Below are 26,151 nucleotides of genomic sequence, written 5' to 3'. Positions count from 1 at the left end.
TGTAACAAAGCCGACGTTTGACAGGGGCGGGGCGAAGTGGCAGTTTCGGCCTCAGCTTAGCGCCGTTCAGGGATAGAACCGCCATGTCCACGCCCGAGCAGGAACTCCCGTCGCAAACCCCGCGCACGGTCGAGGAGAAGATCGCTCAGCTGCGCGAACAGCAGGCCCTGCTGGCCTCGATGCGCGCCGGCGGCGACCGCGAGTCGATGGCCCAGGCGGATGCCTTGCAACGCCAATACCACGCCCGTGAAATGGCCGGTCTGGCCGCCGATGTCTACCGTTCCGCCGAGCATGTCGGACAGCCGCCGCCGGGCTGGTTACGCGGCAGCGAACATCCCGAACTCCTGCGCGGCTCCGGCGTGGCCTGGAACAACGCGCGTATCGATCAGTTGCTGCAACCTGACGATTCCGCGTTCCGGGCCGAGATCTATTTGCCCGACCCTCGGGTGTTCGGCCCCGAAGTGAAGCCGGTGCTCAGCTACAAGGGTTCCAACGGCCCGGTCGTGTTCGATGAGGGCGGCAGGCAGGTGACGCGCGAATCCGCGCCAGAAGACTGGATGAACAACGGCAGGCAAGGCCTGGGGCTGCAAAGCAACTACTACGACCGGGCGATGGAGGTTGCGGTCGAGTTCAGAAACTCCGGAGTGGGCAGTAATTTCGAAATCGTCGGCCACTCCCTCGGCGGCGGCATGGCCTCGGCCGGTTCGGCCATCACCGGCGTGCCCGCCACCACCTTCAACGCCGCCGGCCTGCACCAAGCCACCGCGCAGCGCTACGCGGATCAGAACGGCCTGACCGTTCACAACCCCAACCAGAACGTTGTCGCCTACCAGGTCACCGGCGAGGTGCTGACCGACGTGCAGACCAGCATCGACCGCATGAACGGTCTGCGCCGGGCCGAACTCGGTCGCGTCGCCAATCAGGCCTCGGACCTGATGCGTCTGCCGGGCGCGAAGGAACTGCTGGGCCAGCAACTCGCGCAGCACCTGCCGTACAGCCGCGAGGCGCAGGCCGATGCGCGCGGGCTGGTCGACGCCTTGGCCACGCAGTCGGGCAACCGCGCCCTGCGCGAGATGCCGCTGGCGGCGGGCCAGGTGCAGCCCTTGCTGACGCCCAAGACGCGCGATGCGCAGGGCAGCCTGATCGACCGCCCGCAGGCGATGTCCTTGGGGCAGGCGGGCGAATTCGCAGGCCCCTTGCTGCGCGTGGCGACGGTGTCGCTGGCCGGCGCCCAGGTCGGCCGGCAGGCCGGCGAAGTGGTCGCCGGCGGTGGCCGCGTGGTGGATCGCGGCCTGGACCTGGCCGGCGATGGCGCCCGCGTGGGCCTGCAGACCAGCGGCCGCGTGGCCCAGGCCGGCACCCACACGGTCGGCCAGATCGGCAGCTGGCAGGTGCGCACCGGCGGCGAAGCCGTGGCCCAGGTGCAACTGGTGTCCGGCCGCGCCGCGGCCGCGGTCGACATGGTCCAGTGCGAAGGCGCCAAATGGACCAACAGCGCCACCAACAGTTTCCTGCGCGGCGCCGGGCGTTGGGTGCCGATGCTCAACGACATCGCCGACCAGCGCGACCGCGCCACCGCCCAGTATTGCGAAACGCAGCGCGGCGAAGCGCGCGCGGCGCTGGCCGGCTCGCAGCAGGCCGCCAATAACACCCGCGCCAGCGCCAACCAGGGCGCGCGCGCGATCGAGCAGACCGCCGACGCCCTGGGCGCCAACGTGCGCCGCGCCGCCGACGGCGCCGGCCATTCCATCGACGCCACCCTCGACGCCACCGGCTACCAGATCCGCCGCACCACCAGCTACGCGCCGCTGGGGTTCGCCCTGACCGGCGCGACCGTGGCCGGCATCGGCGGCGCGGCGGTGACCTTCGATCCGACCCGTCCCAGTGGCATCGGCAATATCGTCCAGACCAAGGTGCTGTTCGACAACATCGGCCAGGCCGCCGGCGAGGCGGTGCAGCGGCACGGCATGGTCGACACCGTGCTGCCCAGCCTGGATTTCCGCACCCGCGAGATGGAGCAGGCCGCGCTCAGGCGACTGCCGACGATCGCGCCGCCGGGCCAGGACGCGCCGGTGACGCCGCAGCCCGAGCCGGGCGCGCGCGGCGCGAACGCCACGCCGACCGGCGCGCGGTCCAGTCCCGACGGCGACGGCGTGCTGCTCAACGACCCTCGCCATAGCCAGTATCCGCTGTACCGCGGCGCGGCCGAAGGCGTATATGCGCTGGACGCGCGCCACGCGCGCGCGTCCGATCCGCGCAGCGACCAGCTCGCCGGCTCGCTTGCGGTGGCGGCGATGCGCAGCGGCATGCAGGAAATCCACCACGTCGAACTCAGCCGCGACGCCAGCCGTGTGTTCGCGGTGCAGGGCCGGCTGGACGACCCGGCGCGCCTCAACGCCAGCGTCGAGACCGCGCGCGGCATGGACACGCCGTTGCGCGAGAGCACCCAACGCGCGGCCGAGATCGAAGCCGCGCGCGCACCGGCCCAGGCGCAATCGCAGCAGCAGGGGCAGGACGCGCAGAGCGCGGAACGCGCCGCACGCCGCGCCTGATCGCCGCGCGCGGCGACGCGGCGCGCATTCGTCCGCGCCGCGTCGGCCAGTCGAAGATCGCCGTCCGCATCCGCCGGAATCCGGCACGCCGTTCGTCGGCAAGCCGCTAGTCGGCACCGCGGCCGAGGCCTGCCGTTCGTGCACCCAACGCGGCCTCGCGCCGCATCCGCGCCCGTTCCCACGCAGGCCTGCGACTCGGTATCCGACCGCCGTCCAGGTTTGACCGGTCCGCCGCGAAGAACGCGTAAGAACTGTGACTAGGGAGCGAGTTTGCCCGTCGGCCTTGGCCGACAGTGAAGTCACACGGACGAACAAGGACTGTTCGATGGCACTGCGCATATTGCTCTTGTGCACGGCGTGCAATGGACTGTCGCAGCTGGCCGCATGCCGGCTGTCGGAGCTGGGCCACGACGTCGTCATCCAGGTCGCCAGCGACCCCGAAACCATGCAGCAGGCGGCGCAGCGCGAGCGCCCCGACCTGATCGTGGCACCGATGCTGAAATCGGCGATACCCGAGGCGATCTGGAATCGCACCACCTGCCTGATCGTGCATCCCGGCATCGTCGGCGATCGCGGCGCGTCCTCGCTGGACTGGGCCATCCTCGACGGCGAGCGCGAATGGGGCGTGACCGTGCTGCAGGCGGCGGCGGAAATGGACGCCGGCGATATCTGGGCCAGCGCCACGTTCCCCATGCGCGAGGTCGGGAAGAGCGAACTGTATCGCCACGAAGTCGCGCAAGCCGCGATGCGCGCCTTGCTGCAGGCGGTAGAACGCTACGCCTCGGGCCTGCACACGCCGCGCGCGCTGGACTACCGCGACGCCGACGTGCGCGGGCGCCTGCGTCCGTCGATGCGCGCGGCCGACCGCGCGGTCGACTGGGATCTGCCCAGCGCCACCGTCCTGCGCCGCGTGCGCTGCGGCGACAGCGCGCCCGGCGCGCGCGCGATCCTGGCCGGGCTGCCGTGCCAGCTCTACGACGCGTGGCCGGAAGCGCAACTGCGCGGGCGGCCGGGCGACCTGCTGGCGCAGCGCGAGGGCGCGGTCTGCGTGGCCAGCGGCGACGGCGCCGTGTGGCTGGGCCATCTGCGCATCAAGGACGGGGTCAAGCTGCCGGCCGCGCAGGTGCTGGGGCCGCGGCGCATGGCGCGCGTGCCGGAGCGATCGCTGCCGATCGACGCGCCCGATCGTGGCGACACCTGGCGCGACATCCACTACCGCGAGGACGGCGCGGTCGGCTACCTGCATTTCGACTTCTACAACGGCGCCATGTCGACGCGGCAGTGCGAGCGGCTGCGCGCCGCGTTCCTGCATGCGCGCGCGCGGCCCACGCGCGCGATCGTCTTGATGGGCGGCCGCGACGTGTGGAGCAACGGCATCCACCTCAATCAGATCGAGGCCGCCGCCGATCCGGCGCTGGAATCCTGGCGCAACATCCTGGCCATGAACGCGCTGGTGCGCGAGATCGTGCTGACCGACAGCCACCGCGTGGTCGCCGCGATGCAGGGCAACGCCGGCGCCGGCGGCGTGGTGCTGGCGCTGGCCGCGGACCAGGTCTGGGCGCGCGAGGGACTGGTGCTGAATCCGCACTACAAGGGCATGGGCGGCTTGTACGGCTCGGAGTACTGGACGTATCTGCTGCCGCGCCGTGTCGGCGTCGCGCGTGCGCAGGAACTCACCGACAGCCTGCAGCCGTTGACCAGCGAGCATGCCGAACGCATCGGCCTGATCGACGCCGCGTTCGGCGCGGATGGCGCGGCGTTCCGCGCGCAGGTGGAGACGCGGATCCAGGGCCTGATCGAGCCGGACGCCTGGCGCAAGGCGATGGGCGTGAAGCGTCGCCGCCGCGCCAGCGACGAGCGCCGCAAGCCGCTGGAGAGCTACGCCGCCGAGGAACTCAGCCACATGTACCGCAACTTCTTCGGTCCCGATCCCGCCTACCACGAGGCCCGCCACCGCTTCGTGCGCAAGGGCGCGGCGCTGCCGTCGGCCGAGCCGTTGCGCGACCCGCACACGGCGCCGTCGCTGGCTTGAGCCTAAAAAAACAGGGCCGGAACAATCCGGCCCTGTTCGTATGCGCGCCGCGTCGCGCTTAGTGACCGCCGCCCGCCGGCGCGCCGGCCTTGGCCTGGAACGGCGGCTTGGCGAACCACACGAACACGATCACGCCCAGGAAGATCAGTCCCAGCAGGTGGAAGATCTCGTTGAAGCCGATCTGCGCGGCCTGGTTGGAGATCATCCGTTCCAACATCGCCGCGCCGGTCTGCAGATTGCCGCCGCCCATGCGCGTGGCGGTCTCGATCAGGTTGGGATCGTAAGCCGACAGCTTCTCGGTCAGGTGGGCGTGGTGCACCGCGCCGCGCTCGGTCCAGGCGTAGGTGGTCAGCGAGGCGGCGAAGCTGCCGCCCAGCGTGCGCATGAACGTCGCCAGGCCGGAGCCGGCCGCGATCTCGTGCGGCTGCAGGTCCGACAGCAGGATCTGCAGCACCGGCATGAAGAACAGCGCCACGCCGAAGCCCTGGAACAGCTGCACCATCGCGATGTGGTTGAAGTCGACGTCCAGGTTGAAGCCCGAGCGCGCGAAGCTGGTCAGCGACATCGCGATGAAGGCGAACGTGGCCAGCCAGCGCAGGTCGAACTTGTGCGCGTACCTGCCCACGAACGGTGTCAGCAATACCGGCAATATGCCGATCGGCGCGGTCGCGAAACCGGCCCAGATCGCGGTGAAACCCAGATTGCGCTGCAACCACAGCGGCACCAGGATGCCGACGGCGAAGAAGGCCGCGTAGGCGATCACCATGGCCGCGGTGCCGGCGGCGAAATTGCGGTGCCGGAACAGGCGCAGATTGACGATGGGATCCTTGTCGGTGAGTTCCCAGATCACGAACACCGCCAGCGCGATCGCCGACACGATCGCCAGGATCACGATCAGGTTGGAGCGGAACCAATCCTCGTCGTTGCCCAGGTCCAGCAGGATCTGCAGCGCGCCGACGCCGATCACCAGGGTGATCAGGCCGATGTAGTCCATCTTCGGCTTTTCCAGCTTCTCCGGCCGGCCGCGCAGCTGGCTGCCGACCACCAGGCTGGCGAAGATGCCGATCGGCACGTTGATGAAGAAGATCCATTCCCAGCTGTAGTTGTCGGTGATCCAGCCGCCCAGGATCGGGCCGGCGATCGGCGCGACCACGGTGACCATGGCCAGCAAGGCGATCGCCTGTCCGCGTTTGTGCGGTGGATAGATCGAGATCAGCAGGGCCTGGGTGATCGGGTACATCGGGCCGGCGACGAAGCCCTGCAGCGCGCGCGCGGCCACCAGCAGGCCCATGCTGTTGGCCAGGCCGCACAGCAGGGAGGCGATCACGAACAGGAACGTAGCCCACACGAACAGCTTGCGCTCGCCGAAGTGGCGGGTCAGCCAGCCGGTCAGCGGCAGCGCGATGGCGTTGCTGACCGCGAAGGAGGTGATCACCCAGGTCGCCTGATTGGCGCTGCCGCCGAGGTTGCCGGAGATGGTCGGCAGCGACACGTTGGCGATGGTCAGGTCGAGCACCTGCATGAACGACGCCAGCGCGAGGCCCAATGTGGTCAGCGGAATGTTCGGCGGCCGGAAGCCGGCTTGCGGGGCGGGCGCGGCGGCGGTGGCGGTAGCGGACATGGGTCGGCCTTGAAATGGAGCGGCGTGCGTTGTGTTTGCTCGTCATTCCCGGCGATGCGGGAACGACGAGCCGATACCGAAGTGACTAGCCAATGCCTTGACGACGAACGGAACCGGCGGGGGGGCGAATGCGCTGGCGGCGAGACCGTTCAGCCGTGACGGTTGGGCAGGTTCTCGTTGACGATCTTCTCGATCAGCGCATCGGCGTCGGCCAGCTGCTTGGCGTAGGCATCAGTGGTCAGCACCGGCTTGGCCGGCGCAGCCTGGGCCAGCATCGCGCCGTCCTGGCCGCGGATGTTGACGTCCACGTGCATGCTCAGGCCCAGACGCAGCGGGTGTTCGGCGACCTGCTTGCGGTCGACCTCGATGCGCACCGGCACGCGCTGCACGATCTTGATCCAGTTGCCGCTGGCGTTCTGCGCCGGCAGCAGGGCGAACGCGCTGCCGGTGCCCATGCCGATCGCGGCGACCTTGCCGTCGAAGGCGATGTCGCTGCCGTAAAGATCCGAATGCAGTTCCACCGGCTGGCCGATGCGCATGTTGTTGAGCTGGGTTTCCTTGAAGTTGGCGTCCACCCAGACCTGTTCCAGCGGCACGATGGTCATCAGCGTGGCGCCCGGCTGCACGCGCTGGCCCAGCTGCACGTTGCGCTTGGCGACGTAGCCCGAGACCGGCGCGACGATCGCCGCGCGTTGCAGGTTGAGGTAGGCCTGGCGCAGCTGCGCGGCGGCGGCGGCGACCTGCGGCTGCTTGCCCAGGGTGGTGGCGTCGACCAGCGCGCGGTTGCGCGACAGCGTGCCGCGCGAGGACGACAGCGAGGCTTCGGCGGCGGCGAGTTCGTCGCGCGCATGCGCCAGTTCCTCGGCCGAGACCGCGCCGCTGGCGACCAGGCCTTCGCGGCGCTTCACGTCGGCGCGCGCCTTCTGCACGGCGACTTCGCGCGCGCTCAGGTCGGCCTGGCCGGCATCGACCGCGCTGTACAGGCCGCGCACTTGGCGCACCGTGTTGGCGAGGTTGGCCACCGCCTGTTCGTAGGCGACCTGGGCGTCGTTGGGATCGAGCTGCACCAGCACCTGGCCGGCCTCGACTTTCATGCCGTCGTCGGCGCCGATGCTGACCACGGTGCCGATCGATTGCGGCGTGATGCTGACGACGTTGCCCTGCACGTAGGCGTCGTCGGTGTCCTGATGCCAGCGCGCGACCAACAGGTACCACGCCGTCCATGCGATCGCGGCGATCACCACCACGGCCAGCAGGAGGAGCAGGAACTTGCGGCGCTTGCCGTTGGTCGGCGCGGCCGGAGCCGCGGCTTGCGGATTGATTTCGGTGGTCATGGCGTGGAGGCCTTGGCGATGTCGGAGTTGGAAACTTCGGTAGTGGGAGCGGCCAGCACGAGCCCGCCGCCGAGCGCGCGATCGAGGTCGATCGAGGCGCTCAGGCGCTGCGCGCGCAGCGCGGTGATCTGTTGGTCCAGCTGCAGCAGCGGGCGCTGCGCGGACAGCACGTCGAGTTGGGTGCCCAGGCCGCCGCGGTAGCGCGCCGTGGCCAGCTGCCAGGCCGCCTGCGCGGCGTCGCGCGCCTGTTGCGCCGATACCAGCTGCGCATCCAGCGAACGCGCGGCCTGCAAGGCGTCGGCGACTTCGCGCAACGCTCCGACCAGGCTCTGGTTGTAGTTGGCCACGGCCAGGTCGTAGTCGGCGTCGCTCTTAGCCAGTTGGTTGCGCAGGCGGCCGCCGTCGAAGATCGGCATGCTGATCGCCGGGCCGCCCTGCAGCAGCAAGGCGTCGCTGGAGAACAGGTCGGACAGGCCGCCCGATGCCAGGCCGATCATGGCGCTGAGGTTCACGGTCGGATAGAAGTCGGCCTTGCTGGCGTCGATGCCGTGCGCGGCGGCTTCCACGCGCCAGCGCGCGGCGACCACGTCGGGACGGTGGCCGAGCAATTCGCTGGACGCGACCGAGGGAATCGCCGGTGCGGCGGCGCTGAGCAAGGCCGGCTTGGCGATGCTCAAACCGCGGTCCGGGCCCTTGCCGAGCAGGGCGGCGATCGCGTTGCGGGTGGCGTCGATCTGCTGCTGCGCGGCCTGCGCCTGCTGCTGCGCGGCGGCGACGGTGCTTTCGGCGTTGCGGATCTGCAGTTGGTTGTCCAGGCCGGCCTTGACGCGCTGGCGGCCAAGACCGAGCAGACGGCTGGCGCGCTCCTGCTCGGCGACGGCGACGTCCTGCGCGGCATGCGCCTGCGCCAGCGAGACGTAGGCGCGCGCGATGTTCGACGACAGCGTCAGACGCGCGGCCTGCGCCTCTACCTCGGCGGCGCGGGCCTGGCCCAGGGCCGATTGCCAGCGCGCGCGGTGGCCGCCCCACAGGTCGGGGCTGTACTTGAAGCTCAGCGACAGCAGTTCGACGCCGCTGTAGTGGCCGCCCAGCGGTTCCGGGGCGACGGTTTCGGGTATGCGCACGCCCGCGTACTGCGCGCTGGCGCCGACCGTGGCCTTGCGCGCGGCGTCGGCCAGGCCGGCCTGCGCGATCGCCTGGCGCACGCGCGCGTCGGCGGCGTCCAGGCCGGGCGTGCCGGCCAGGGCCTCGGCGATCAGCGCGTCGAGCTGCGGATCGCCCAACCCGGTCCACCAGTCCTGCTTGGGGAACGCCGCGTCGGAGACCGCATAGGCGCCCAGGCTGCGCTGGCTTTCCAGCGTATCGGCGTCGAGCGCACGGCCTTCGGGGGACAGGCCGTGGGTGCTCGCGCAGCCGGCCAGGATCAGCGCGGCGGCCAGGGCGGTGAGCAGGGGACGCAGCGCGCGTCGGGGCGGGGCGGTGGTGTGCATGGCTCAGGAACCGGAGGGAGTGAGGTTGTCGCGCACCTGTTCGAGCAGGCGCGTGAGGGTGTTGCGTTCTTCGTCGCTCATGCCGCTCAACGCCTGCTCGCGCACGCGCTGGCCGCACTTGTTGATGTCCTGCCAGATCGTTACACCGGCGTCGGTGAGATGGATGTTCAAAGCCCGGCGATCCGACGGATCGGCGACGCGCTCGACCAGGCCGCGCGCTTCCAGCTTGTCCAGCAGACGGGTCATGGCGCCGGGGTTGAGCTCGGCGGCCCGGGCCAGGTCGGTCACGCCGGCGGTGCCGTCGGCCAGCTTCTTCAGGGTGATGTACTGGCTGAACGTGAGCTCATGGCCGGCGGCGGCCAGCTCGCGTTCCATCTGCGCCCACATGGCGTCGCGGACTTGGCGGAACAGCAGGCCCAGGGTGGAGCCGCTGCAGGCGATAGGGGGAGGGGCGGTCGTCATGGGGCGGCATATTGCTACCCCGTGCAATAGTTGTCAATGCAAATATTGTTACGTCAATGGAACGCCGTGTCGCGACGCGCGCAGGCGCCGCCGCTGGCCCCGGAGCGGGGGCGACGATTCTGGGTGTAAATCAATTAAATCAGTCAGATAGACTGAATTTATCGGCTAGGACAGGGCCGCGAACGCAATCGCATCGAGCAGGGCATGGGCCAGCACCAGCGGCCACAGGCGCCCGCTGCGGGCGTACCAGCCGGCGAAGATCAGGCCCATCGGCACGATCCCCAGCACCCCGGCCGAGCCCTGATAGAGGTGGTAGGCCACGCGGATCGCGGTGCTGACGTGGATCGCCGGCCACAGACCCCAGCGCTCGCGCAGCGCCACCAGGACATAGCCGCAAACGAACAGCTCCTCGTAGAGGCCGTTCACCGCCGAGGCCGCGAGGATCAGGATCCAGTTCACGCCCGGCGTCATCTGCGCCGGCTTGAGTCCGGCGCCGCTGGACAACGCCAGCGCCGCGAGCAATTGGAAGGACACGATCGACACCGCCACCAGCGCCAGCGCCGGCAGCAGATCGCGCGCCTGCGCCGGCGGCCCGAAATGCGCGAGGGTCCAGCCGCGCAGGCGCAGGAAGTAACCGAGCATCGCAATCACCGTCAGCTCGACGATAAGCACGCTCCACAAGTCGGCGGCGCTGAAGGTGTAGGCCGCGTCCGCCTGCGCCGACGCGCCGGACAGCACGCTCTGCAAGCTGGACAGCAAGGCCCAGCCGAACGCCAGCCCGATCACCACCACGAACTCGCTGCGCGGCGACAGCGAGCGTATCCAGTCCTGCATGCGGATTACCGTTGGTTGGGCCTTGGACTCAGGAGCGGCGCAGCACCAGTTCCAGCACGAACTTGCTGCCGAAGAACGCCAGCACCAGCAGCGCCATCGCCGCCAGCGTCCAGCGCACCGCGGTGCCGCCGCGCCAGCCGTAGCGCCAGCGTCCGACCAGCAGGCCGCCGAAAGCCAGCCACGACAGCACGCTGAGCGCGGTCTTGTGCACCAGATGCTGGGCCAGCAGGTTCTCCACGAACAGCAGACCGGTCAGCAGGGTCGCCGTCAGCAGCACGAAGCCGACCGCGATGGTGCGAAACAGCAGCGTCTCCAGCTCCACCAGTGGCGGCAGCCCGCGCAGCCAGCCGTGGAATTCGCGCCGTCGCAGCGCGCGTTCCTGCAGCCACAGCATCACCGCCAGCAGCGCCGCGATCGCCAGCGTGGCGTAGGCGAGCAGGGCGAACCAGGCGTGCAGCTGCAGGCGCCAGTCCAGCGGCTCGGCCAGCACGTGGCCGTAGCTGTGATAGCCGATCAGGGTCAGCGCGGCCAGCGGGAACACCACCACGCCCAGCGCCGCCATGCGCCCGGACGCGCCGACCACCGCGGTCAGCACCGCCATGCCCAGGCCGACCAGCGACAGCGCGGCGAAGAAATGCAGATCGGCGCCGCCGGCCAGTTTCCAGGCCATCAGGTGCGCCGCGCCGTGCAGCAGCACCGCCAGGTCGGCCGGCAGCAGCCACAGCCGGGCCTTGCGCCCGCCGTCCTTGCGCACGGCCGCGACCAACAGCCCGGCGGCGACCAGATAGAGAGCGACGGCGATGAGAACGATTGTCATCGCCGCAGTGTGGCATATCGGCCAGGATTCGGGATTCGCTTTCCTCCCCTTTGGAGAAAGGGGATCGAGGGGATTTGCGTTTCGCCCTAAGAACCCCGCCCACAGCCTCCCGCCCCTCGGACGCTATACTTGGCGATTCCGCCCAACGCCCCCGACGCCCCATGTTCGAATCCCTGACCCAACGCCTGTCCGGCACCATCGAGCGCCTGCGCGGCCGCGGCCGGCTGACCGAGGAGAACATCCGCGAGGCCACCCGCGAAGTCCGCATCGCGCTGCTCGAGGCCGACGTGGCGTTGCCGGTGGTGCAGGCCCTGATCGAGCGCATCAAGGTGCGCGCGGTCGGCCAGGAAGTGCTGAAGTCGCTGACCCCGGGCCAGGCCCTGATCAAGGTCGTGCGCGACGAGCTGACCGCGGTCATGGGTTCGCAGGCCGCCGACCTCAATCTCAACGTGCCGGCGCCGGCGGTGATCCTGATGGCCGGCCTGCAGGGCGCGGGCAAGACCACCACCGTCGCCAAGCTCGCCAAGCACCTCAAGGAACGCCGCAAGAAGAAGGTGATGGTGGTCTCGGCCGACGTCTACCGTCCGGCCGCGATCGAACAGCTCAAGACCCTGGCCGAGCAGGTCGAGGTGCTGTTCTTCGCCTCCAGCGCCGACCAGAAGCCCGAAGCCATCGTGCGCGCGGCCATCGACGACGCGCGCAAGTCCTACGTCGACGTGCTGATCGTCGACACCGCCGGCCGCACCAGCATCGACGAAGCGATGATGGCCGAGATCAAGGCGCTGCACGCGGCGGTGACGCCGGTGGAAACCTTGTTCGTGGTCGATTCGATGACCGGCCAGGACGCCGCGGTCACCGCCAAGCACTTCAGCGAAGCGCTGCCGTTGACCGGCGTGGTGCTGACCAAGACCGACGGCGACGCGCGCGGCGGCGCCGCGCTGTCGGTGCGCTACATCACCGGCCGTCCGATCAAGTTCATCGGCGTCGGCGAAAAGCCCGACGGTCTGGACGTGTTCCATCCCGACCGCGTCGCCAGCCGCATCCTCGACATGGGCGACGTGCTGTCGCTGGTCGAGCAGGTCGAGCAGCAGGTCGACAAGGACAAGGCGCAGAAACTCGCCGAGAAGGTCGCCAAGGGCAAGAAGTTCGATCTCAACGACATGAAGGACCAGCTCGAGCAGATGCAGAACATGGGCGGCCTGCACGGGCTCATGGACAAGTTGCCGGGCATGGGCCAGATCCCCGACGCGGTCAAGAACCAGGTCACCGGCAAGGAAGTGCCGCGCATGGTCGCGATCATCAACTCGATGACCAAGAAGGAGCGCCGCAACCCGGCGCTGCTCAACGGCTCGCGCCGCGCGCGCATCGCCAAGGGGTCGGGCATGACGCCGGCCGACGTCAACAAGCTGATGAAGCAGTTCCAGCAGATGGAAAAGATGATGAGCAAGCTCTCCGGCGGCGGCATGAAGGGCCTGATGCGCGGCATGAAGGGCATGATGGGCGGCCGCGGCGGCATGCCGTTCCGCTGATCGGCGCGATAGCGCGTTGCACATGAAACGGCGGCCGATGGCCGCCGTTTTCGTTTGCGGCTGGCGCGGTGTCAGGTCTTCGCCAGTCGACGCTCGCGGCACACGGCACACGGCACACGGCACACGGCACACGGCACACGGCACACGGCACACGGCACACGGCACACGGCACACGGCACACGGCACACGGCACACGGCACACGGCACACGGCACACGGCACACGGCACACGGCACACGGCACACGGCTAGCGGCTAGCCGCTCGAGCCCGCGATAGCGCGTCACGCATTCTGTGGGAGCGGCGTAAGCCGCGATTGCCCCCCGATCGCCTGGTCAACCGGCTCAATCGCAAGCGGCGCATGCGGCGAACGCAATGCTCCTGGCCCGCGTCGTCGTTCGCCTTTCGCTATCGCGGCTCACGCCGCTCCCACAGAAAGCCGCGCGCCCGCTTCGGAGTAGGAGCGGCGTAAGCCGCGACCGCGAAACCGCATGCGCGAACGCAAGCTCGACGGCCTCGGTCCTCACCGTTCGCCACGCATCGGCATAGGTACACCACACGCGTATCGCCCATTGCGATTACGCGCGCCGCGCATCGCCGGACAGGCGGCATCCGCAGTCTCGGTCAGGGAGACGCCCGAATCCGATCATATCCCTCGTCGCGCGATGCAGGACCGCAGCGCACGACGGAGTCGCCACGACTCGCCGCCGTCGCATTCGCGCCGGCGCATTCGCCATAGGCCGAGCCGTTCCCGTCCCGGGAGCCGCCGGCCGCCCTCAAGGAGTGAACGAGCCCATGACGAAGTTCCACCCGACCTGTTTTGCCGCTGCTCTCGCGTTCGCAAGCGTTGTCGCCGCGCCCGCGCAAGCGGCCACGCTGTTCTCCACCACCAGCCAGCCCGGCGATCCCGTCGGCCTGGGCCAGTCGGCCGTGTACACCGATGCCGACGCCAGCCTCACGCTCGACGCCGATGCGCGTTCGATCCGCCTCATGGTCTCGCGCGACGACGACAGCTGGTACGTGTCGCTGGGCGCGCCGCGCGACCGCAAGTTCGAGGTCGGCCGCTACTACGACGCCGAAAACCCCACCCGCCGTACCGGGCGCGCGCCTTACGTTTACTTGGCCAACAACGGCCGCCGCTGCGACGACGCCTGGGGCGAGATCCACATCCAGCAACTGGAACTGGACGCCGACGAGCGTGTGGTCGCGTTGGAGGCCACGGTGCTGCAGCACTGCAACAGCGCCGACGCGCCGGTGCTGGCGGCGGTGATCCGCCACAACGTCGCGCCGCTGTCGCTGAAGATCGACAGCGACCCCGGCGACGTGGTCGGCGAAGGCCTGCAGAAGTCGTACTACGGCGACACCTCGGTGTTCGAGCTGTGGGGCGGCGGACAGTCGGCGATGTTCAACGCCCACGGTCAGCGCGACTACTGGCGGGCCAGCCTGTTCGCGCCCTATGGGCAGACCTTGCAGGTCGGCACCTACGCCATCGGCGACACCGCGCCGGCCGGCAGCGCCGTGTTCGTGTTCGAGCGTCCCAACCGTCCGTGCATGCGGGTCAGCAGCGGCACGCTGCGCATCGAGGCGGTCGAGTACGACCCCGATGGCGTGATCACCGCGCTGCACGCGCAGTTCGAGCAGCACTGCGACGGCGCGGCCGAGGCGCTGCGGGGCACGATCCGCTACCGCCTCTGAGGAATCGCCTACAGCCCTGCCAGGGGAAGGCGGGGCCGGCCACGGACGGCCGAACAACGAGTGGCGTGGCGGGCCAGGGAGGGCCCGCCGCGCCACTCTTCTTTTTTTGAGCGCCCCTGCGCCTGGGCTGCCTGGACGGACAGGGCTCCTGCAGCGCGGGGAGGCAGGGCGGGGGAGGGGTCGGGCGCCTCCGGTCGGGCCGGCAGCGCAGGGTGGGCAAGGTTCGCGAGGAAGGCGCAGGCCGCTCCGCACCGTGCCAAGGCCCCCGCAGGAGGCCGCTGAGGCCCGTTTCAGGACCCCACGGGCCGGTCAGGCCGGGCCGCAGTTTGCCTAAGCCCACGAATCCGCTACAATTTCCGGCTTACCTCGCCAATCCGGCGACTGGGCAACACAGGAACTGTAAAGATGGTCAAGATTCGCCTGACTCGTGGCGGCGCCAAGAAGCGTCCGTTCTACCACATCATCGTCACCGACAGCCGCAGCGCCCGCGACGGCCGCAACATCGAGCGCGTCGGTTACTACAATCCCGTTGCCACCGGCAACGAGAAGCGCGTCGAGCTCGACCTCGAGCGCGTCAAGCATTGGGTGAGCCAGGGCGCTCAGCTGACCGAGAAGGTCGCCAGCCTCTACAAGCAGGCCGGCAAGGCCGCTCCGGCCGCCTAAGCCGTTTCGCCGCGCGCCCCGTGCGCGCGGCGACCGCCTCACGGCCGCATCGCAATGACCGATTCCACGCGTCGCATCCTGCTGGGCAGGGTGCTGGGCGCTTTCGGCATTCGTGGCGAGCTCAAGCTCGAGTCCTGGACCGAGCCGCGCAGCGCCATCTTCCGCTACCAGCCCTGGATCGTGCGCGACCCGCAAGGCCGCGAGCGCGAACTGTCGGGCGTGCGTGGCCGCGAAAGCGGCAAGTACCTGATCGCCAGCTTCCCCGACGTCGCCGACCGCGACGCGGTCGAAGCCCTGCGCGGCACCGAAATCTACGTCCCGCGTTCGGCCCTGCCGCCGCCCAGCGAAGGCGAGTACTACTGGGTCGACCTGGAAGGCCTGCGCGTGGTCACCGTCGACGGTGTGGCGCTGGGCACGGTCTCGCATCTGTTCGCCACCGGCGCCAACGACGTGCTGGTGGCGCGCGACGACGAGCGCGAGCGCATGATCCCGTTCGTGGTGCCGCAGTACGTGACTTCGGTGGACTTCGAGCAAGGGCTCGTCACCGTCGATTGGGATCCTGATTTCTGAGACAGTGAGCCTGGAGCCGTGAGTGGCGTACGCGCCGCTTGCGTTTGCTTACTTCTCACTCCTCCACGCTCACTCCTGGCCCATGCGCATCGACGTCGTCAGCCTGTTCCCCGAATTCGTCGCCCAGTGCGCCGCCTTCGGCGTGGTCGGACGCGCCGTCGAGCGTGGCCTGCTGTCGATGCAGGGCTGGAATCCGCGCGACTACGCCGAGGGCAACTACCGCCGCGTCGACGACCGTCCCTTCGGCGGCGGTCCCGGCATGGTGATGCTGATCGACCCCTTGCGCGCCAGTTTGCGCGCCGCGCGCGCGGCCGACCCGGCGCCGGCGCGGGTGATCTACCTCAGCCCGCAGGGCGCGCGCCTGACCCAGGCCAAAGTCCGTGAGCTGGCCCAGGCCGAGCGCCTGATCCTGCTGTGCGGCCGCTACGAGGGCGTGGACGAGCGTCTGATCCGGGCCGAGGTCGACGAGGAACTGTCGATCGGCGACTACGTGCTGTCCGGTGGCGAGCTGGCCGCGGCGGTGGTGGTGGACGCGGTCGCGCGCCTGCGCGAGGGCGTGCTCAACGACGCCGAATCGGCGGTCCAGGACAGCTTCGAGGACGACGGCCTGCTGGACTGCCCGCACTACACCCGTCCGGTCGAACACGAGCTGGGCGCCGTGCCGGAGGTGCTGATGTCCGGCAACCACGCCCGAATCGCGCGCTGGCGGCGCCAGCAGGCGCTGGGCCGCACCGCCGAGCGGCGCCCCGATTTGCTCGACGAAGCCGGATTATCCAAGGTGGATCGCGGCTTGTTGGCCGAATATCGTGCCGAGCGCGCTGCCGAGGCCGCCGCCGGGGCGGCCGCCACAACGACACCAGCGGCGGGCGAGGGCGCCGGGACCGACCCGGTCGGTCCGGCCGAATCGGCTAAGCCCTAGTCACGCAACGAAAAAGGCCGTTATAATGCGCGGCTTCATTGCTCCATCCATGCCATGACGCGGGTCCTCGTGCACTCGCGCAACAACTAATCCAACAGGCCGTGCCATGAACAAGCCCTCGCTCAATACCCTGCTGCAGAATTTCGAAGCCGAACAGGTCCAGCGCCAGCTGCCCGACTTCGGCCCCGGCGACACCATCGTCGTCAACGTGAAGGTCAAGGAAGGCAACCGCGAACGCGTCCAGGCCTACGAAGGCGTGGTCATCGCGAAGAAGAACGCCGGCCTGAACTCCTCGTTCACCGTGCGCAAGATCTCGCACGGCTTCGGCGTCGAGCGCGTGTTCCAGACCCACAGCGCGATCATCGACTCGGTCGACGTCAAGCGCCGCGGTAAGGTCCGCTCCGGCAAGCTGTACTACCTGCGTGGCCTGGAAGGCAAGAAGGCGCGCATCAAGGAAGACCTGGCCGCCTACGCGCGCGCCAAGAACGCCGCCGAGTAATTCCGCCTCGCGCGCATTGCGCGCAGCGCAGAAAACGGCCGCCGCGAGGCGGCCGTTTTCGTTGCAGCGGACGCGCGCCGCCCACGCGTGCCGCGCAACTGTTCCCCCTTTTTTAGTTCCCCCCTTTGAAAAAGGGGGGCTAGGGGGATTTGCTTTTACTCTTGCCCCCGCCCAGAAAAGCCAACAGCAAATCTCCGCTAATCCCTCTTTTCCAAAGAGGGGAACCCAATGCGAGCTCTGCGTGCCTCACGCCGGCTTCGAAGAGATCCGAGCGGCGGCGATCGCGCCGTCATGGCATGGCATCTCGTCCAAGCCTCTGAATGCAGCGCTCAACGCAACGCCGCTATCCCGGTCGCGGTCCATTGCGATCGCACACGCCCGGCCCCAAAGTCCTGATAACGGACGCCGCATCCTCTACCGTCAATCGCGTGCCGCTACACCCGTTGCCGATCCGCCCATCGCCTCACTCGCCAAGCTCATGAAACCGAACGCCGACGCTTCCTCCTCTCCCGCGACCGCGACCGCGGCCAGCATGCGTCTGGATCTGTGGCTGTGGGCGGCGCGCTTCTACAAGACCCGCAGCCTCGCGCGCACCGCCATCGAAACCGGCAAGGTCGAGGTCGGCGGTCAGCGCGCCAAGGCTTCGCGCGCGCTGCGTGCGGGCGATGGCTTACGCATCTCGCGCGGCGAGGAACAGTTCGAGGTCCACGTACTCGCGCTCAGCGACACGCGCGGGCCGGCCAGCGTCGCCCAAACCCTGTACGCCGAGACCGAAGCATCGCGCGCCGCGCGCGAAGCCGCGCGCGCCTTGCGCGCGGCCGAACGCAACGGCTACCAGGCGCCGGAGACCAAGCCCGACAAGCGCGCGCGGCGTCTGATCCGCGCCCTGGGCGACATCGACGCGCTGTAACGGCGCTGGCGCGAGCGGCCGCAGCCCCGCAATCGCGGCTCACGCCGCTCCCACAGAAAGCCAGTAGACGCCGCGGCCGCAGCGCGAACCGCACTTACCGCACGGGCTGTAACGGCGCTGGCGCGTGCGGCCGCAGCCCCGCAATCGCGGCTCACGCCGCTCCCACAGAAAGCCAATAGGCGCTGCGGCCGCACAGCGCACCGCACCTACCGCAAATGCCGCACCGCCCCTGTAGGAGCGGCGTAAGCCGCGACCGATCCAGGCCGAACCCCAGCTATCGCGAATGCCACGCAGCCTCTTGTAGGAGCGACGTAAGCCGCGGCCCGATCCAGGCCGATCCGTTTCTTCGCCGCGAACGCCGCGCTGCTGCTGTGGGAGCGACGTGAGTCGCGATCGATACAGGACGCCGCTCGGCCGCCACAAATGCTACGAGTCCAGCTTGGCGGCCGGGCGGCCGCGCTCCCAATCCGCAGCACGCGCCCCAAAACGACTGCGGCCGCGTCGAAACGCGGCCGCAGTGGCGTGCAAGTCGGCCGATACTCGTCAGCGGTTGCCGCCGCCGCCCAGCAGGCCGCCGCCGATCTTAAGCAGATCGCCCAGGCCAAGCTGGCCGTCGCCGTCCTGGTCCAGCACCGCCCCCAGCAGGCCGCCGGCGCCGCTGTCCTGCTGGATGCGCTGGCGCTCCTGGCCGAGCACGTCGCCCAGCGCCTGCGGCGAGGCCGCCGCGGCCTGGCCGCCGCCGGAGAACATGCGCTGCGCCAGATACGACAGCACGATCGGCGCCAGGATCTTGAGCAAGGTGTTGGCCTGGCCGCCACCGAGGCCGGTGGCCTGGCCCAGGCCCTGGGCCGCGGTTTCCTGGCGGCCGCCGAAAATGTGGCCGAGGATGCCGGCGCCGTCGGTCTGGCGGCTGGCACCGCCGCCGCCCAGCACCGCGCCCAGCACGCTGCCGATGTCCAGGCCGTTGCCGCCGGCGTGGTCGCGCTGCAAGGCGCCGAACAGCGCCTCGGCGCCCTGCGGCTGGCTGGCGTTGCGGCCCAGCGCACCCATCAGCAGCGGCAGCGCCGCCGACACCGCGCCCGCGGTCTGCGACTGCGACAGCCCGAGCTGACTGCTCATCTGCTCCAGCGGCTGGCCCTGGAGTTGGCGGAGGAGGTCGTCGGTCAAAGAGCTCATGGGGGCGCGTCCTTATGGCAGTGGAAGCCGATCCTAGCGCCGTTTGAGGCGCCCGTGGTGACGCCGCCGACGCGTCCGTCGGCGGGTGTGGCCGCGCGCTCGCGGGCGCCTCGCGGAATGGCACAAGAACGGTGCCGGTGGATCGATCATGTGCGGCCGGCCGGGTGCGAGATCGATACCTGGTCGTGCCGACGCAGGCCGACCCCCCGGTTCGATCTGGCCCATGTCGCTCGCGGCTTCGACGGGTTCGCGGCGAACCGAACGGCGGCTTGCTGCGTCGCCGAAACGAAGGCAGGGAAGGAGCGACCGCTCGCGCCGCGCAACCGACCGATCCGGTATCCCCCTCGACGTACGACTGCGGTCACGATAGGCACTCAGCCTGTGCAGCCAACGCACACTCGCAGGCACTCCGTGCCCGCCCACGACTCAAGACGAGCCGCCACGCCATGACCGAATCGCCCACCGCCCCGCGCGCCGACCTGTCCAGGCCCGATCCCGAGAGCGCCCTGCGCCCCTGGCGTCAGCGCTGGAATCTGCACGCCGACGGTGCCGCGTTCGACACCCCGTCCAGCGCCCTGCAACCGGTGCTGCTGGCCGGTGCGCCGGCCATGCTCAAGCTGGCTTACGACGCCGAGGAGCAGTGGGGCGGCGCGCTGATGCGCTGGTGGAACGGCGATGGCGCCGCGCGCGTGCTGGCCTACGACGGCCACGTGCTGCTGATCGAACGCGCGACCGGCCGCGACTCGCTGCTGGCGATGGCCTCCGACGGCCGCGACGATCAGGCCTGCCGCATCCTGTGCGAGGTCGCGCGCCAGCTGCACACGCGCACGGCGCCGCCGCCGGACGGCTTGCAGCCGCTGGCCAGTTACTTCGAGTCGCTGGCGTCGGCCGCGCAGGCGCACGGCGGCCTGTACGCACGCGCGTGGCGGATCGCCGAGCCGCTGCTGCAGGCCGGCGCCGATCCGGTACCACTGCACGGCGACCTGCACCACGAGAACGTGCTGGACTTCGGCCCCCGGCGCGGCTGGCTGGCGATCGATCCCAAGCGGGTGATCGGCGATCGCGGCTACGACCACGCGACGATGTTCGGCGACCCGCTGCAGTTGGGCCGCGAACTGCCGCGCCGCCTCGAGCACCGCCTGCAGGTGGTCGCCGACGCCAGCGGTTTGGCGCCGTCGCGGCTGCTGCGCTGGATCGCCGCCCAGCAAGGCCTGTCGGCGGCCTGGCATCTGGAGGACGACGAAGCCGAGGAGGCGCAGTTGCCCTTGTCGGTGCTGGCCGCGGCCCTGGCGCTGGGCGCGGACGAACGCGACGACTGATCGCGCGCGCGGCGCGCGCAAAAAAAGGGCCCGGCGGTTGCCGGGCCAGAGGTGCTGCACAGGAATCGGAACGATGCGGCCGCCAGGCATCGCGCCCGACGGCCGCTGCGGGCGTTACGCGAGGTCGAACCGGTCCAGGTTCATCACCTTGGTCCAGGCCGCCGCGAAGTCGTCGACGAACTTGTCCTTCGCGTCCGAGCTGGCATAGACCTCGGCCAGCGCGCGCAGCTGCGAGTGCGAACCGAAGATCAGGTCGGCGCGCGTCGCGGTCCACTTGGGCGCATTGGTTTTGCGGTCGCGGCCTTCGAACACGTCCTTGGCGTCGGACACCGCCTTCCACTGCGTGCCCATGTCGAGCAGGTTGACGAAGAAGTCGTTGCTGAGCGTGCCGACGCGCTGGGTGAGCACGCCGTGCTGGCTGCCGCCGGCGTTGGCGCCGAGCACGCGCAGGCCGCCGACCAGCACGGTCAGCTCCGGCGCGGTCAGAGTCAGCAGTTGCGCCTTGTCCACCAGCAGCGCTTCGCTGGACACGCCGACCTTGCCCTTGAGGTAATTGCGGAAACCGTCGGCGATGGGCTCGAGCACAGCGAAGGAATGCGCGTCGGTCTGCTCCTGCGAGGCGTCGGTGCGCCCGGCGGCGAAGGGCAGCTTGAGCTCGCGCCCGGCCTGCTTGGCGGCCTGCTCGACGCCGGCGTCGCCGGCCAGCACGATCAGATCGGCCAGCGACACTTTCTTGCCGCCCGACTGCGCAGCGTTGAAGTCGCGCTGTATGCCTTCCAGCGTCTGCAGCACCTGCGCCAGCTGGGCGGGCTGGTTGACCTCCCAATCCTTCTGCGGCGCCAGCCGGATGCGCGCGCCGTTGGCGCCGCCGCGCTTGTCCGAACCGCGGAAGCTGGACGCCGAGGCCCAGGCGGTGGACACCAGCTGCGACACCGACAAGCCGCTGGCCAACACCTTGGCCTTGAGCGCGGCGACGTCCTGCGCGTCGATCAGGGCGTGATCGACGGCCGGCACCGGGTCTTGCCAGATCAGTTCTTCGGCCGGCACTTCCGCACCGAGGTAGCGCGAGCGCGGGCCCATGTCGCGATGGGTGAGCTTGAACCAGGCGCGTGCGAAAGCGTCGGCGAACTGGTCGGGGTTTTCGAAGAAGCGACGCGAGATTTTCTCGTAGGCCGGATCGAAACGCAGCGACAGGTCGGTGGTCAGCATGGTCGGCGCGCGCCGGCCGGTGCCGAACGCGTCGGGGATGGTGCCCGCGCCCGCGCCGTCCTTCGCGATCCACTGGTGCGCACCGGCCGGGCTCTTGCTGGGCTCCCATTCGTAGCCGAACAAGTGCTCGAAGAACTCGTTGCTCCACTGGGTCGGGTTGCGGGTCCAGGTCACGTCCAGTCCGCTGGTGATCGCGTCGCCGGCGATGCCGCTGTTGTAGCTGCTGGCCCAGCCCAGGCCCTGCTGCTCGATGTCGCCGCCCTCGGGCTCGCGGCCGACGTGCGATTCCGGACCGGCGCCGTGGGTCTTGCCGAAGGTGTGGCCGCCGGCGATCAGGGCCACGGTTTCCTCGTCGTCCATCGCCATGCGCGCGAAGGTGTCGCGGATGTCGCGCGCCGCCGCCACCGGATCGGGATTGCCGTTCGGACCTTGCGGATTGACGTAGATCAGGCCCATCTGCACGGCGCCCAGCGGGTTCTCCAGGTTGCGGTCGCCGCTGTAGCGCTGGTCGCCCAGCCAGGTGGTCTCGGCGCCCCAGTACACCTCTTCGGGCTCCCACACGTCGGCGCGGCCGCCGGCGAAACCGAAGGTCTTGAAGCCCATCGATTCCAGCGCGACGTTGCCGGTGAGGATCATCAGGTCGGCCCAGGAAATCTTGTTGCCGTACTTTTGCTTGATCGGCCACAGCAGGCGGCGCGCCTTGTCGAGGTTGCCGTTGTCCGGCCAGCTGTTGAGCGGCGCGAAGCGCTGTTGGCCGGCGCCGCCGCCGCCGCGGCCGTCGATGGTGCGGTAGGTGCCCGCGCTATGCCAGGCCATGCGGATGAACAAGGGGCCGTAGTGGCCGAAATCGGCCGGCCACCATTCCTGCGAATCGGTCATCAGCGCGGTCAGGTCGCGCTTGAGCGCCTGCAGGTCGAGCGTTTTGAACGCCGCGGCGTAATCGAAGTCCGGGTCCATCGGATCGGACTGCGGGGTTTGCTGGTGCAGAACCTTGAGGTTGACCTGATGCGGCCACCAATCGCGGTTCGAGGTACCGCCGCCAGCGGTGTGGTTGAACGGGCACTTCGCTTCGTTGGACATGGGTGGTTTGCCTCTTCGCTGTTGACGATGCGGACGCAACGATTGGGTAGGTGGAAGCGGGATGCCGATGGACAGGAGGAATCCAGTCCGGCGATCGCGGGCGCGGTGCCCGGCGCGGCGCAGGAGCCACGACCTTAATCCGGCCGATCATTCATGGGAAATAGATCGTTTCGACAGCATCGATAGGGGTGGGCTATGAATGCGGTTCGCAACCTCCTACGGGTTGCGTTCGCGTCCACCGCCGCGAATCGGCGCCGCGGCTGGGCTAAGGTCGGTGCGTGCGTGGGCCAGGGATTCGGGCGCAGCGCGGGCCGGGCCGATACGCATCGCAGCCGTCATGGAGGATCACACGATGAAGCGTTTCCGCATCCGTTATCTGGCAGTGGCCTTGCTCGCCTTCGGGCTGGGCTTCGGCGGTACCGTGTTCGCGTTCGGCGACGACCCGTTCTGCGTGGCGTCGTGTCAGGAGCAGTTGAACGATTGCCGCGCGCAGAATCCGGGCAACAGTTCGCACTGCGGGCCGATCTATCGCGCCTGCATCGCCGCCTGCGACGCTCAGTAGGATCGAGACGCGAGGGCATCGCGACAGGCGGCGATCCGGCCGCCTGTCGCGTTCCGGATCTAGGCCAGCGCCTTGATCCGGTACAGCGCTTCCAGCGCCTGCTTGGGCGTGAGCTCGTCGGGGTCCACCGCGGCCAGCGCATCCAGCGCGGCGGAGGACGGCGCGAACAGGCCGAACTGCTGCGGCTGATCCAGCGCGGCCTGGGCGAACGACGGCGTGGGGTTGTCGCGGCCTTGCTGCTCCAGTTCGATCAGGCGCCCGCGCGCCTGCTTGACCACCGACTTGGGCAGGCCGGCCAGCGCCGCCACCTGCAGGCCGAAGCTGCGGTCGGCCGGACCGTCCTTGACCGCGTGCATGAACACCAGTTGCTCGCCGTGCTCGACCGCGTCCAGATGCACGTTGGCGATGCCGCTGCCGGGTTCGGCCAGGGCGGTGAGCTCGAAGTAGTGCGTCGCGAACAGGGTGTAGGCGCGATTGTGCTGGGCCAGATGGCGCGCGCAAGCCTCCGCCAGCGCCAGGCCGTCGTAGGTCGAGGTGCCGCGGCCGATCTCGTCCATCAGCACCAGCGACTGGTCGCTGGCGTGGTGGAGGATGTAGCTGGTTTCGCTCATCTCGACCATGAAGGTCGACTGGCCGCGCGCGAGGTCGTCGCCGGCGCCGATGCGGGTCAGGATGCGGTCGATCGGGCCCAGCGTCGCGCGCGCGGCGGGCACGAAGCTGCCGATGTGCGCCAGCAGCACGATCAGCGCGTTCTGGCGCATGTAGGTCGACTTGCCGCCCATGTTGGGGCCGGTGATGACCAGCATGCGGCGGCCGTTGGCCTCGTCCAGGATCAGGTCGTTGGGCTCGAACGGCTCGCTGCGCACCGCCTCGACCACCGGATGGCGGCCGCGTTCGATGCGCAGGCCGGGTTCGTCGCGCAGTTCCGGCGGCGACCAGTCCAGCGATTGCGCGCGTTCGGCGAAGCCGCACAGCACGTCGAGTTCGGCCAGCGCGGCCGCGCAACGCTTGAGCGGCGCCAGGCGTTCGTTGAGCGCGTCCAGCAGTTGTTCGTACAGCAGGCGCTCGCGGCTGAGCGAGCGCTCGCGCGCCGACAGCACCTTGTCCTCGAACTGCTTGAGCTCCTCGGTGATGTAGCGCTCGGCGTTGCTCAGGGTCTGACGGCGCGTGTAGTGCGTCGGCGCCTTCTCGGCCTGGGCCTTGCTGACTTCCAGGTAGTAGCCGTGGACGCGGTTGTAGCCGACCTTGAGGGTGGGAATGCCGCTGGCGACGCGCTCGCGCGCTTCCAGGTCGACCAGGAACTGGTCGGCGTTGGTCGAGAGCGTGCGCAGTTCGTCCAGCTCGGCGTCGAAGCCGGTCGCGAACACGCCGCCGTCGCGCGCCAGCACCGGCGGCTGCGGCACGATCGCCTGGGTCAGCAAGTGCGCATGTTCGGCGTGTTCGCCCAGTTCGGCCGCCAACTCGTTCAGCAGCGGCGCGTCCAACGGCGCGAGCAGGCCGCGCACGTCGGGCAGCAGGCACAGGCCGTCGCGCAGCGTCGACAGGTCGCGCGGGCGCGCGCTGCGCAGGGCGATGCGCGAGAGGATGCGTTCGAGATCGCCTAGCGCGCGGAAGCGTTCGCGCACGCCGTCGCCGGCGCGCGAGTCGATCAGGGTCGCCACCGCCTGATGGCGCAGGCGCAGGGTGGGGCGGTCGCGCAGCGGGCGGTGCAGCCAGCGCCGCAGCAGGCGGCCGCCCATCGGCGTGACCGTGCTGTCGAGCACGCCCAGCAGGGTGGTGCGGCTGTCGCCGTCGATGCGGCTGTCGAGTTCGAGGTGGCGGCGGGTGGCCGCGTTCATCGCGATCGCGCCGTCGCCGGATTCCACCGCGATCGAGGTCAGGTGCGGCAGGCGCTGCTTCTGGGTTTCCTCGACGTAGCCCAGCAGCGCGGCGGCGGCGGCGATCGCCAGCGGGCGGTCCTCCAGGCCGAAACCGGTCAGGTCGTGCAGACCGAAGAAGCGCAGCAGCTGGCGGCGGCCGCTGTCGACGTCGAACAGCCAGGGCGCGCGCCGGCGCAGGCCGCTGCGCTCGGCCACGAACGGGGCCCAGCCTTCCTCGTCGGCGATCAGGGTCTCGGCCGGTTCCAGGCGCGCCAGTTCGGCCTCCAGCGCATCCTCGCTGGCGACTTCGTTGACCAGGAAGCGGCCGCCGGCCAGATCGGCCCAGGCCACGCCGTAACCGTGCTTGCCGCGCGCGATGGTCAGCAACAGGGTGTCGCGGCGCTCGTGCAGCAGGGCCTCGTCGGTGACCGTGCCCGGGGTGACGATGCGCACCACCTTGCGCTCGACGATGCCCTTGGCCAGGGCCGGGTCGCCGATCTGCTCGCAGATCGCCACCGACTCGCCCAGCGCGACCAGGCGCGCCAGGTAGCCCTCGGCCGAATGGTGCGGCACGCCCGCCATCGGAATCGGCTGGCCGGCCGAATTGCCGCGCTGGGTCAGGGTGATGTCGAGCAGCCGCGCCGCCTTGCGGGCGTCGTCGTAGAACAGCTCGTAGAAGTCGCCCATGCGGAAGAACAGCAGCACGTCCGGGTGCTCGGACTTGGCGGCGAAGAACTGCCGCATCAGCGGGGTGTGTTCTTCGTGGCCCTTCCCTGAACCGGTCTTTGGATTGTTATGCATTTGATTCAAGGCTTTACGAATCTCGGGTTCGGTGGAGTGCGGGCGGGCGCCAGGACGATGGCGCTCGCGGCCACGGCGGCCTGGGACAGCGCGGGTTCGCGCGTATCCCGTCATCGGCGGTACCGGCAAGGCCGTCAATTTTGCCCCGAATACGCCCCGGTAGCGCTATGCGGTGTTCGGCGACCACCGGTACGCAGCACTCGGGCTCGGGCGGAGGTCGT

19 protein-coding genes and 1 pseudogene are annotated in these 26,151 nt (G+C 69.7%); 11 read left to right on the top strand and 9 right to left on the bottom strand.

All coding sequences use genetic code 11. The annotated features are described in order from the left end of the window. Positions 1–83 precede the first annotated feature (83 nt). Together LVB77_RS14315 and LVB77_RS14310 are read left to right on the top strand one after the other, a co-directional pair. Positions 84–2,552 carry an XVIPCD domain-containing protein gene (locus LVB77_RS14315; RefSeq protein WP_232906764.1) on the top strand — a complete coding sequence of 823 codons (2,469 nt, stop codon included), beginning with the start codon at positions 84–86 and terminating at the stop codon, positions 2,550–2,552. Between the two features lie 325 nt (positions 2,553–2,877). Continuing rightward, positions 2,878–4,584: an enoyl-CoA hydratase-related protein gene (locus LVB77_RS14310; protein WP_232906763.1), complete on the top strand. Its 1,707-nt coding sequence runs from the start codon at positions 2,878–2,880 to the stop codon at positions 4,582–4,584. A gap of 58 nt (positions 4,585–4,642) precedes the next feature. Here the strand turns inward: LVB77_RS14310 and LVB77_RS14305 are convergent, their stop codons facing one another. From LVB77_RS14305 to ccsA, 6 genes are all read right to left on the bottom strand, one after another. Next, positions 4,643–6,205: a DHA2 family efflux MFS transporter permease subunit gene (locus tag LVB77_RS14305; RefSeq protein WP_232906762.1), complete on the bottom strand. Its 1,563-nt coding sequence runs from the start codon at positions 6,203–6,205 to the stop codon at positions 4,643–4,645. 149 nt (positions 6,206–6,354) lie between these two features. Beyond that, entirely contained in the window at positions 6,355–7,539 is a 1,185-nt protein-coding gene (locus tag LVB77_RS14300) for an efflux RND transporter periplasmic adaptor subunit (RefSeq protein WP_232906761.1), read from the bottom strand. Next, positions 7,536–9,029, bottom strand: a complete 1,494-nt coding sequence (locus LVB77_RS14295; RefSeq protein ID WP_232906760.1) for an efflux transporter outer membrane subunit — start codon at positions 9,027–9,029, stop codon at positions 7,536–7,538. The genes LVB77_RS14300 and LVB77_RS14295 overlap by 4 nt, the downstream gene beginning before the upstream one ends. A gap of 3 nt (positions 9,030–9,032) precedes the next feature. Then, a complete protein-coding gene (locus tag LVB77_RS14290; RefSeq protein WP_232906759.1) occupies positions 9,033–9,491 on the bottom strand; it encodes a MarR family transcriptional regulator in 459 nt (152 codons plus the stop codon). A 165-nt stretch (positions 9,492–9,656) separates the two neighbouring features. Continuing rightward, entirely contained in the window at positions 9,657–10,325 is a 669-nt protein-coding gene (locus LVB77_RS14285) for a CPBP family intramembrane glutamic endopeptidase (RefSeq protein WP_232906758.1), read from the bottom strand. Positions 10,326–10,353: 28 nt separating this feature from the next. Next, complete coding sequence (gene ccsA / locus LVB77_RS14280; protein ID WP_232906757.1) at positions 10,354–11,142, bottom strand: cytochrome c biogenesis protein CcsA; 789 nt, start codon at positions 11,140–11,142, stop codon at positions 10,354–10,356. Between the two features lie 161 nt (positions 11,143–11,303). Between ccsA and ffh the strand changes: the two genes are divergently transcribed. The 7 genes and pseudogenes from ffh to LVB77_RS14245 all read left to right on the top strand — a co-directional run bounded on the left by ffh (position 11,304) and on the right by LVB77_RS14245 (position 17,924). Next, positions 11,304–12,671, top strand: a complete 1,368-nt coding sequence (ffh, locus tag LVB77_RS14275) for a signal recognition particle protein (RefSeq protein ID WP_232906756.1) — start codon at positions 11,304–11,306, stop codon at positions 12,669–12,671. A gap of 792 nt (positions 12,672–13,463) precedes the next feature. Continuing rightward, positions 13,464–14,363, top strand: a complete 900-nt coding sequence (locus LVB77_RS14270) for a hypothetical protein (protein ID WP_232906755.1) — start codon at positions 13,464–13,466, stop codon at positions 14,361–14,363. A 405-nt stretch (positions 14,364–14,768) separates the two neighbouring features. Beyond that, positions 14,769–15,026, top strand: a complete 258-nt coding sequence (gene rpsP / locus LVB77_RS14265) for a 30S ribosomal protein S16 (RefSeq protein ID WP_232906754.1) — start codon at positions 14,769–14,771, stop codon at positions 15,024–15,026. A gap of 54 nt (positions 15,027–15,080) precedes the next feature. Further along, on the top strand, positions 15,081–15,596 hold the full coding sequence (rimM, locus tag LVB77_RS14260) for a ribosome maturation factor RimM (RefSeq protein WP_232906753.1): 516 nt from the start codon (positions 15,081–15,083) through the stop codon (positions 15,594–15,596). A gap of 82 nt (positions 15,597–15,678) precedes the next feature. Then, positions 15,679–16,410 (top strand): annotated as a pseudogene (gene trmD, locus LVB77_RS14255) (tRNA (guanosine(37)-N1)-methyltransferase TrmD); the annotation flags it as partial. Between the two features lie 211 nt (positions 16,411–16,621). Then, positions 16,622–17,014 (top strand): 50S ribosomal protein L19, encoded by a 393-nt coding sequence (rplS, locus tag LVB77_RS14250; protein WP_232906752.1) that lies wholly within the window; start codon positions 16,622–16,624, stop codon positions 17,012–17,014. A gap of 532 nt (positions 17,015–17,546) precedes the next feature. Next, on the top strand, positions 17,547–17,924 hold the full coding sequence (locus LVB77_RS14245; protein ID WP_232906751.1) for an RNA-binding S4 domain-containing protein: 378 nt from the start codon (positions 17,547–17,549) through the stop codon (positions 17,922–17,924). A gap of 543 nt (positions 17,925–18,467) precedes the next feature. Here the strand turns inward: LVB77_RS14245 and LVB77_RS14240 are convergent. Then, on the bottom strand, positions 18,468–19,100 hold the full coding sequence (locus LVB77_RS14240; RefSeq protein WP_232906750.1) for a DUF937 domain-containing protein: 633 nt from the start codon (positions 19,098–19,100) through the stop codon (positions 18,468–18,470). A 446-nt stretch (positions 19,101–19,546) separates the two neighbouring features. On the opposite strand from LVB77_RS14240, the gene LVB77_RS14235 reads away from it, so the two are divergent. After that, a complete protein-coding gene (locus LVB77_RS14235; protein ID WP_232906749.1) occupies positions 19,547–20,419 on the top strand; it encodes an aminoglycoside phosphotransferase family protein in 873 nt (290 codons plus the stop codon). Between the two features lie 114 nt (positions 20,420–20,533). Here the strand turns inward: LVB77_RS14235 and katG are convergent, their stop codons facing one another. After that, positions 20,534–22,708, bottom strand: coding sequence for a catalase/peroxidase HPI (gene katG / locus LVB77_RS14230; RefSeq protein ID WP_232906748.1), 2,175 nt, complete (start codon positions 22,706–22,708; stop codon positions 20,534–20,536). A gap of 352 nt (positions 22,709–23,060) precedes the next feature. Here katG and LVB77_RS14225 point away from each other — a divergent pair, with 352 nt between their 5' ends. Further along, on the top strand, positions 23,061–23,270 hold the full coding sequence (locus LVB77_RS14225) for a hypothetical protein (protein WP_232906747.1): 210 nt from the start codon (positions 23,061–23,063) through the stop codon (positions 23,268–23,270). A gap of 59 nt (positions 23,271–23,329) precedes the next feature. On the opposite strand, the gene mutS is transcribed toward LVB77_RS14225, so the two are convergent. After that, positions 23,330–25,930 (bottom strand): DNA mismatch repair protein MutS, encoded by a 2,601-nt coding sequence (mutS, locus tag LVB77_RS14220; RefSeq protein WP_232906746.1) that lies wholly within the window; start codon positions 25,928–25,930, stop codon positions 23,330–23,332. Positions 25,931–26,151: the final 221 nt, after the last annotated feature.

Source organism: Lysobacter sp. 5GHs7-4 (assembly GCF_021284765.1).
Lineage (GTDB): Bacteria > Pseudomonadota > Gammaproteobacteria > Xanthomonadales > Xanthomonadaceae > Lysobacter.
Note: the sequence above shows the minus strand (reverse complement) of the source record. Positions and strands in the feature narration are given on the sequence as shown.

Excerpts from the sequence above, each read along its gene's own strand:
- rpsP (WP_232906754.1), top strand. The coding sequence starts at position 14,769 with ATGGTCAAGATTCGCCTGACTCGTGGCGGCGCCAAGAAGCGTCCGTTC.
- LVB77_RS14235 (WP_232906749.1), top strand. The coding sequence starts at position 19,547 with ATGACCGAATCGCCCACCGCCCCGCGCGCCGACCTGTCCAGGCCCGAT.
- LVB77_RS14305 (WP_232906762.1), bottom strand. The coding sequence starts at position 6,205 with ATGTCCGCTACCGCCACCGCCGCCGCGCCCGCCCCGCAAGCCGGCTTC.
- LVB77_RS14315 (WP_232906764.1), top strand. The coding sequence starts at position 84 with ATGTCCACGCCCGAGCAGGAACTCCCGTCGCAAACCCCGCGCACGGTC.
- LVB77_RS14300 (WP_232906761.1), bottom strand. The coding sequence starts at position 7,539 with ATGACCACCGAAATCAATCCGCAAGCCGCGGCTCCGGCCGCGCCGACC.
- LVB77_RS14225 (WP_232906747.1), top strand. The coding sequence starts at position 23,061 with ATGAAGCGTTTCCGCATCCGTTATCTGGCAGTGGCCTTGCTCGCCTTC.
- LVB77_RS14290 (WP_232906759.1), bottom strand. The coding sequence starts at position 9,491 with ATGACGACCGCCCCTCCCCCTATCGCCTGCAGCGGCTCCACCCTGGGC.
- mutS (WP_232906746.1), bottom strand. The coding sequence starts at position 25,930 with ATGCATAACAATCCAAAGACCGGTTCAGGGAAGGGCCACGAAGAACAC.
- LVB77_RS14285 (WP_232906758.1), bottom strand. The coding sequence starts at position 10,325 with ATGCAGGACTGGATACGCTCGCTGTCGCCGCGCAGCGAGTTCGTGGTG.
- LVB77_RS14270 (WP_232906755.1), top strand. The coding sequence starts at position 13,464 with ATGACGAAGTTCCACCCGACCTGTTTTGCCGCTGCTCTCGCGTTCGCA.
- rplS (WP_232906752.1), top strand. The coding sequence starts at position 16,622 with ATGAACAAGCCCTCGCTCAATACCCTGCTGCAGAATTTCGAAGCCGAA.
- LVB77_RS14295 (WP_232906760.1), bottom strand. The coding sequence starts at position 9,029 with ATGCACACCACCGCCCCGCCCCGACGCGCGCTGCGTCCCCTGCTCACC.
- LVB77_RS14240 (WP_232906750.1), bottom strand. The coding sequence starts at position 19,100 with ATGAGCTCTTTGACCGACGACCTCCTCCGCCAACTCCAGGGCCAGCCG.
- rimM (WP_232906753.1), top strand. The coding sequence starts at position 15,081 with ATGACCGATTCCACGCGTCGCATCCTGCTGGGCAGGGTGCTGGGCGCT.
- LVB77_RS14245 (WP_232906751.1), top strand. The coding sequence starts at position 17,547 with ATGCGTCTGGATCTGTGGCTGTGGGCGGCGCGCTTCTACAAGACCCGC.
- ffh (WP_232906756.1), top strand. The coding sequence starts at position 11,304 with ATGTTCGAATCCCTGACCCAACGCCTGTCCGGCACCATCGAGCGCCTG.
- LVB77_RS14310 (WP_232906763.1), top strand. The coding sequence starts at position 2,878 with ATGGCACTGCGCATATTGCTCTTGTGCACGGCGTGCAATGGACTGTCG.
- ccsA (WP_232906757.1), bottom strand. The coding sequence starts at position 11,142 with ATGACAATCGTTCTCATCGCCGTCGCTCTCTATCTGGTCGCCGCCGGG.
- katG (WP_232906748.1), bottom strand. The coding sequence starts at position 22,708 with ATGTCCAACGAAGCGAAGTGCCCGTTCAACCACACCGCTGGCGGCGGT.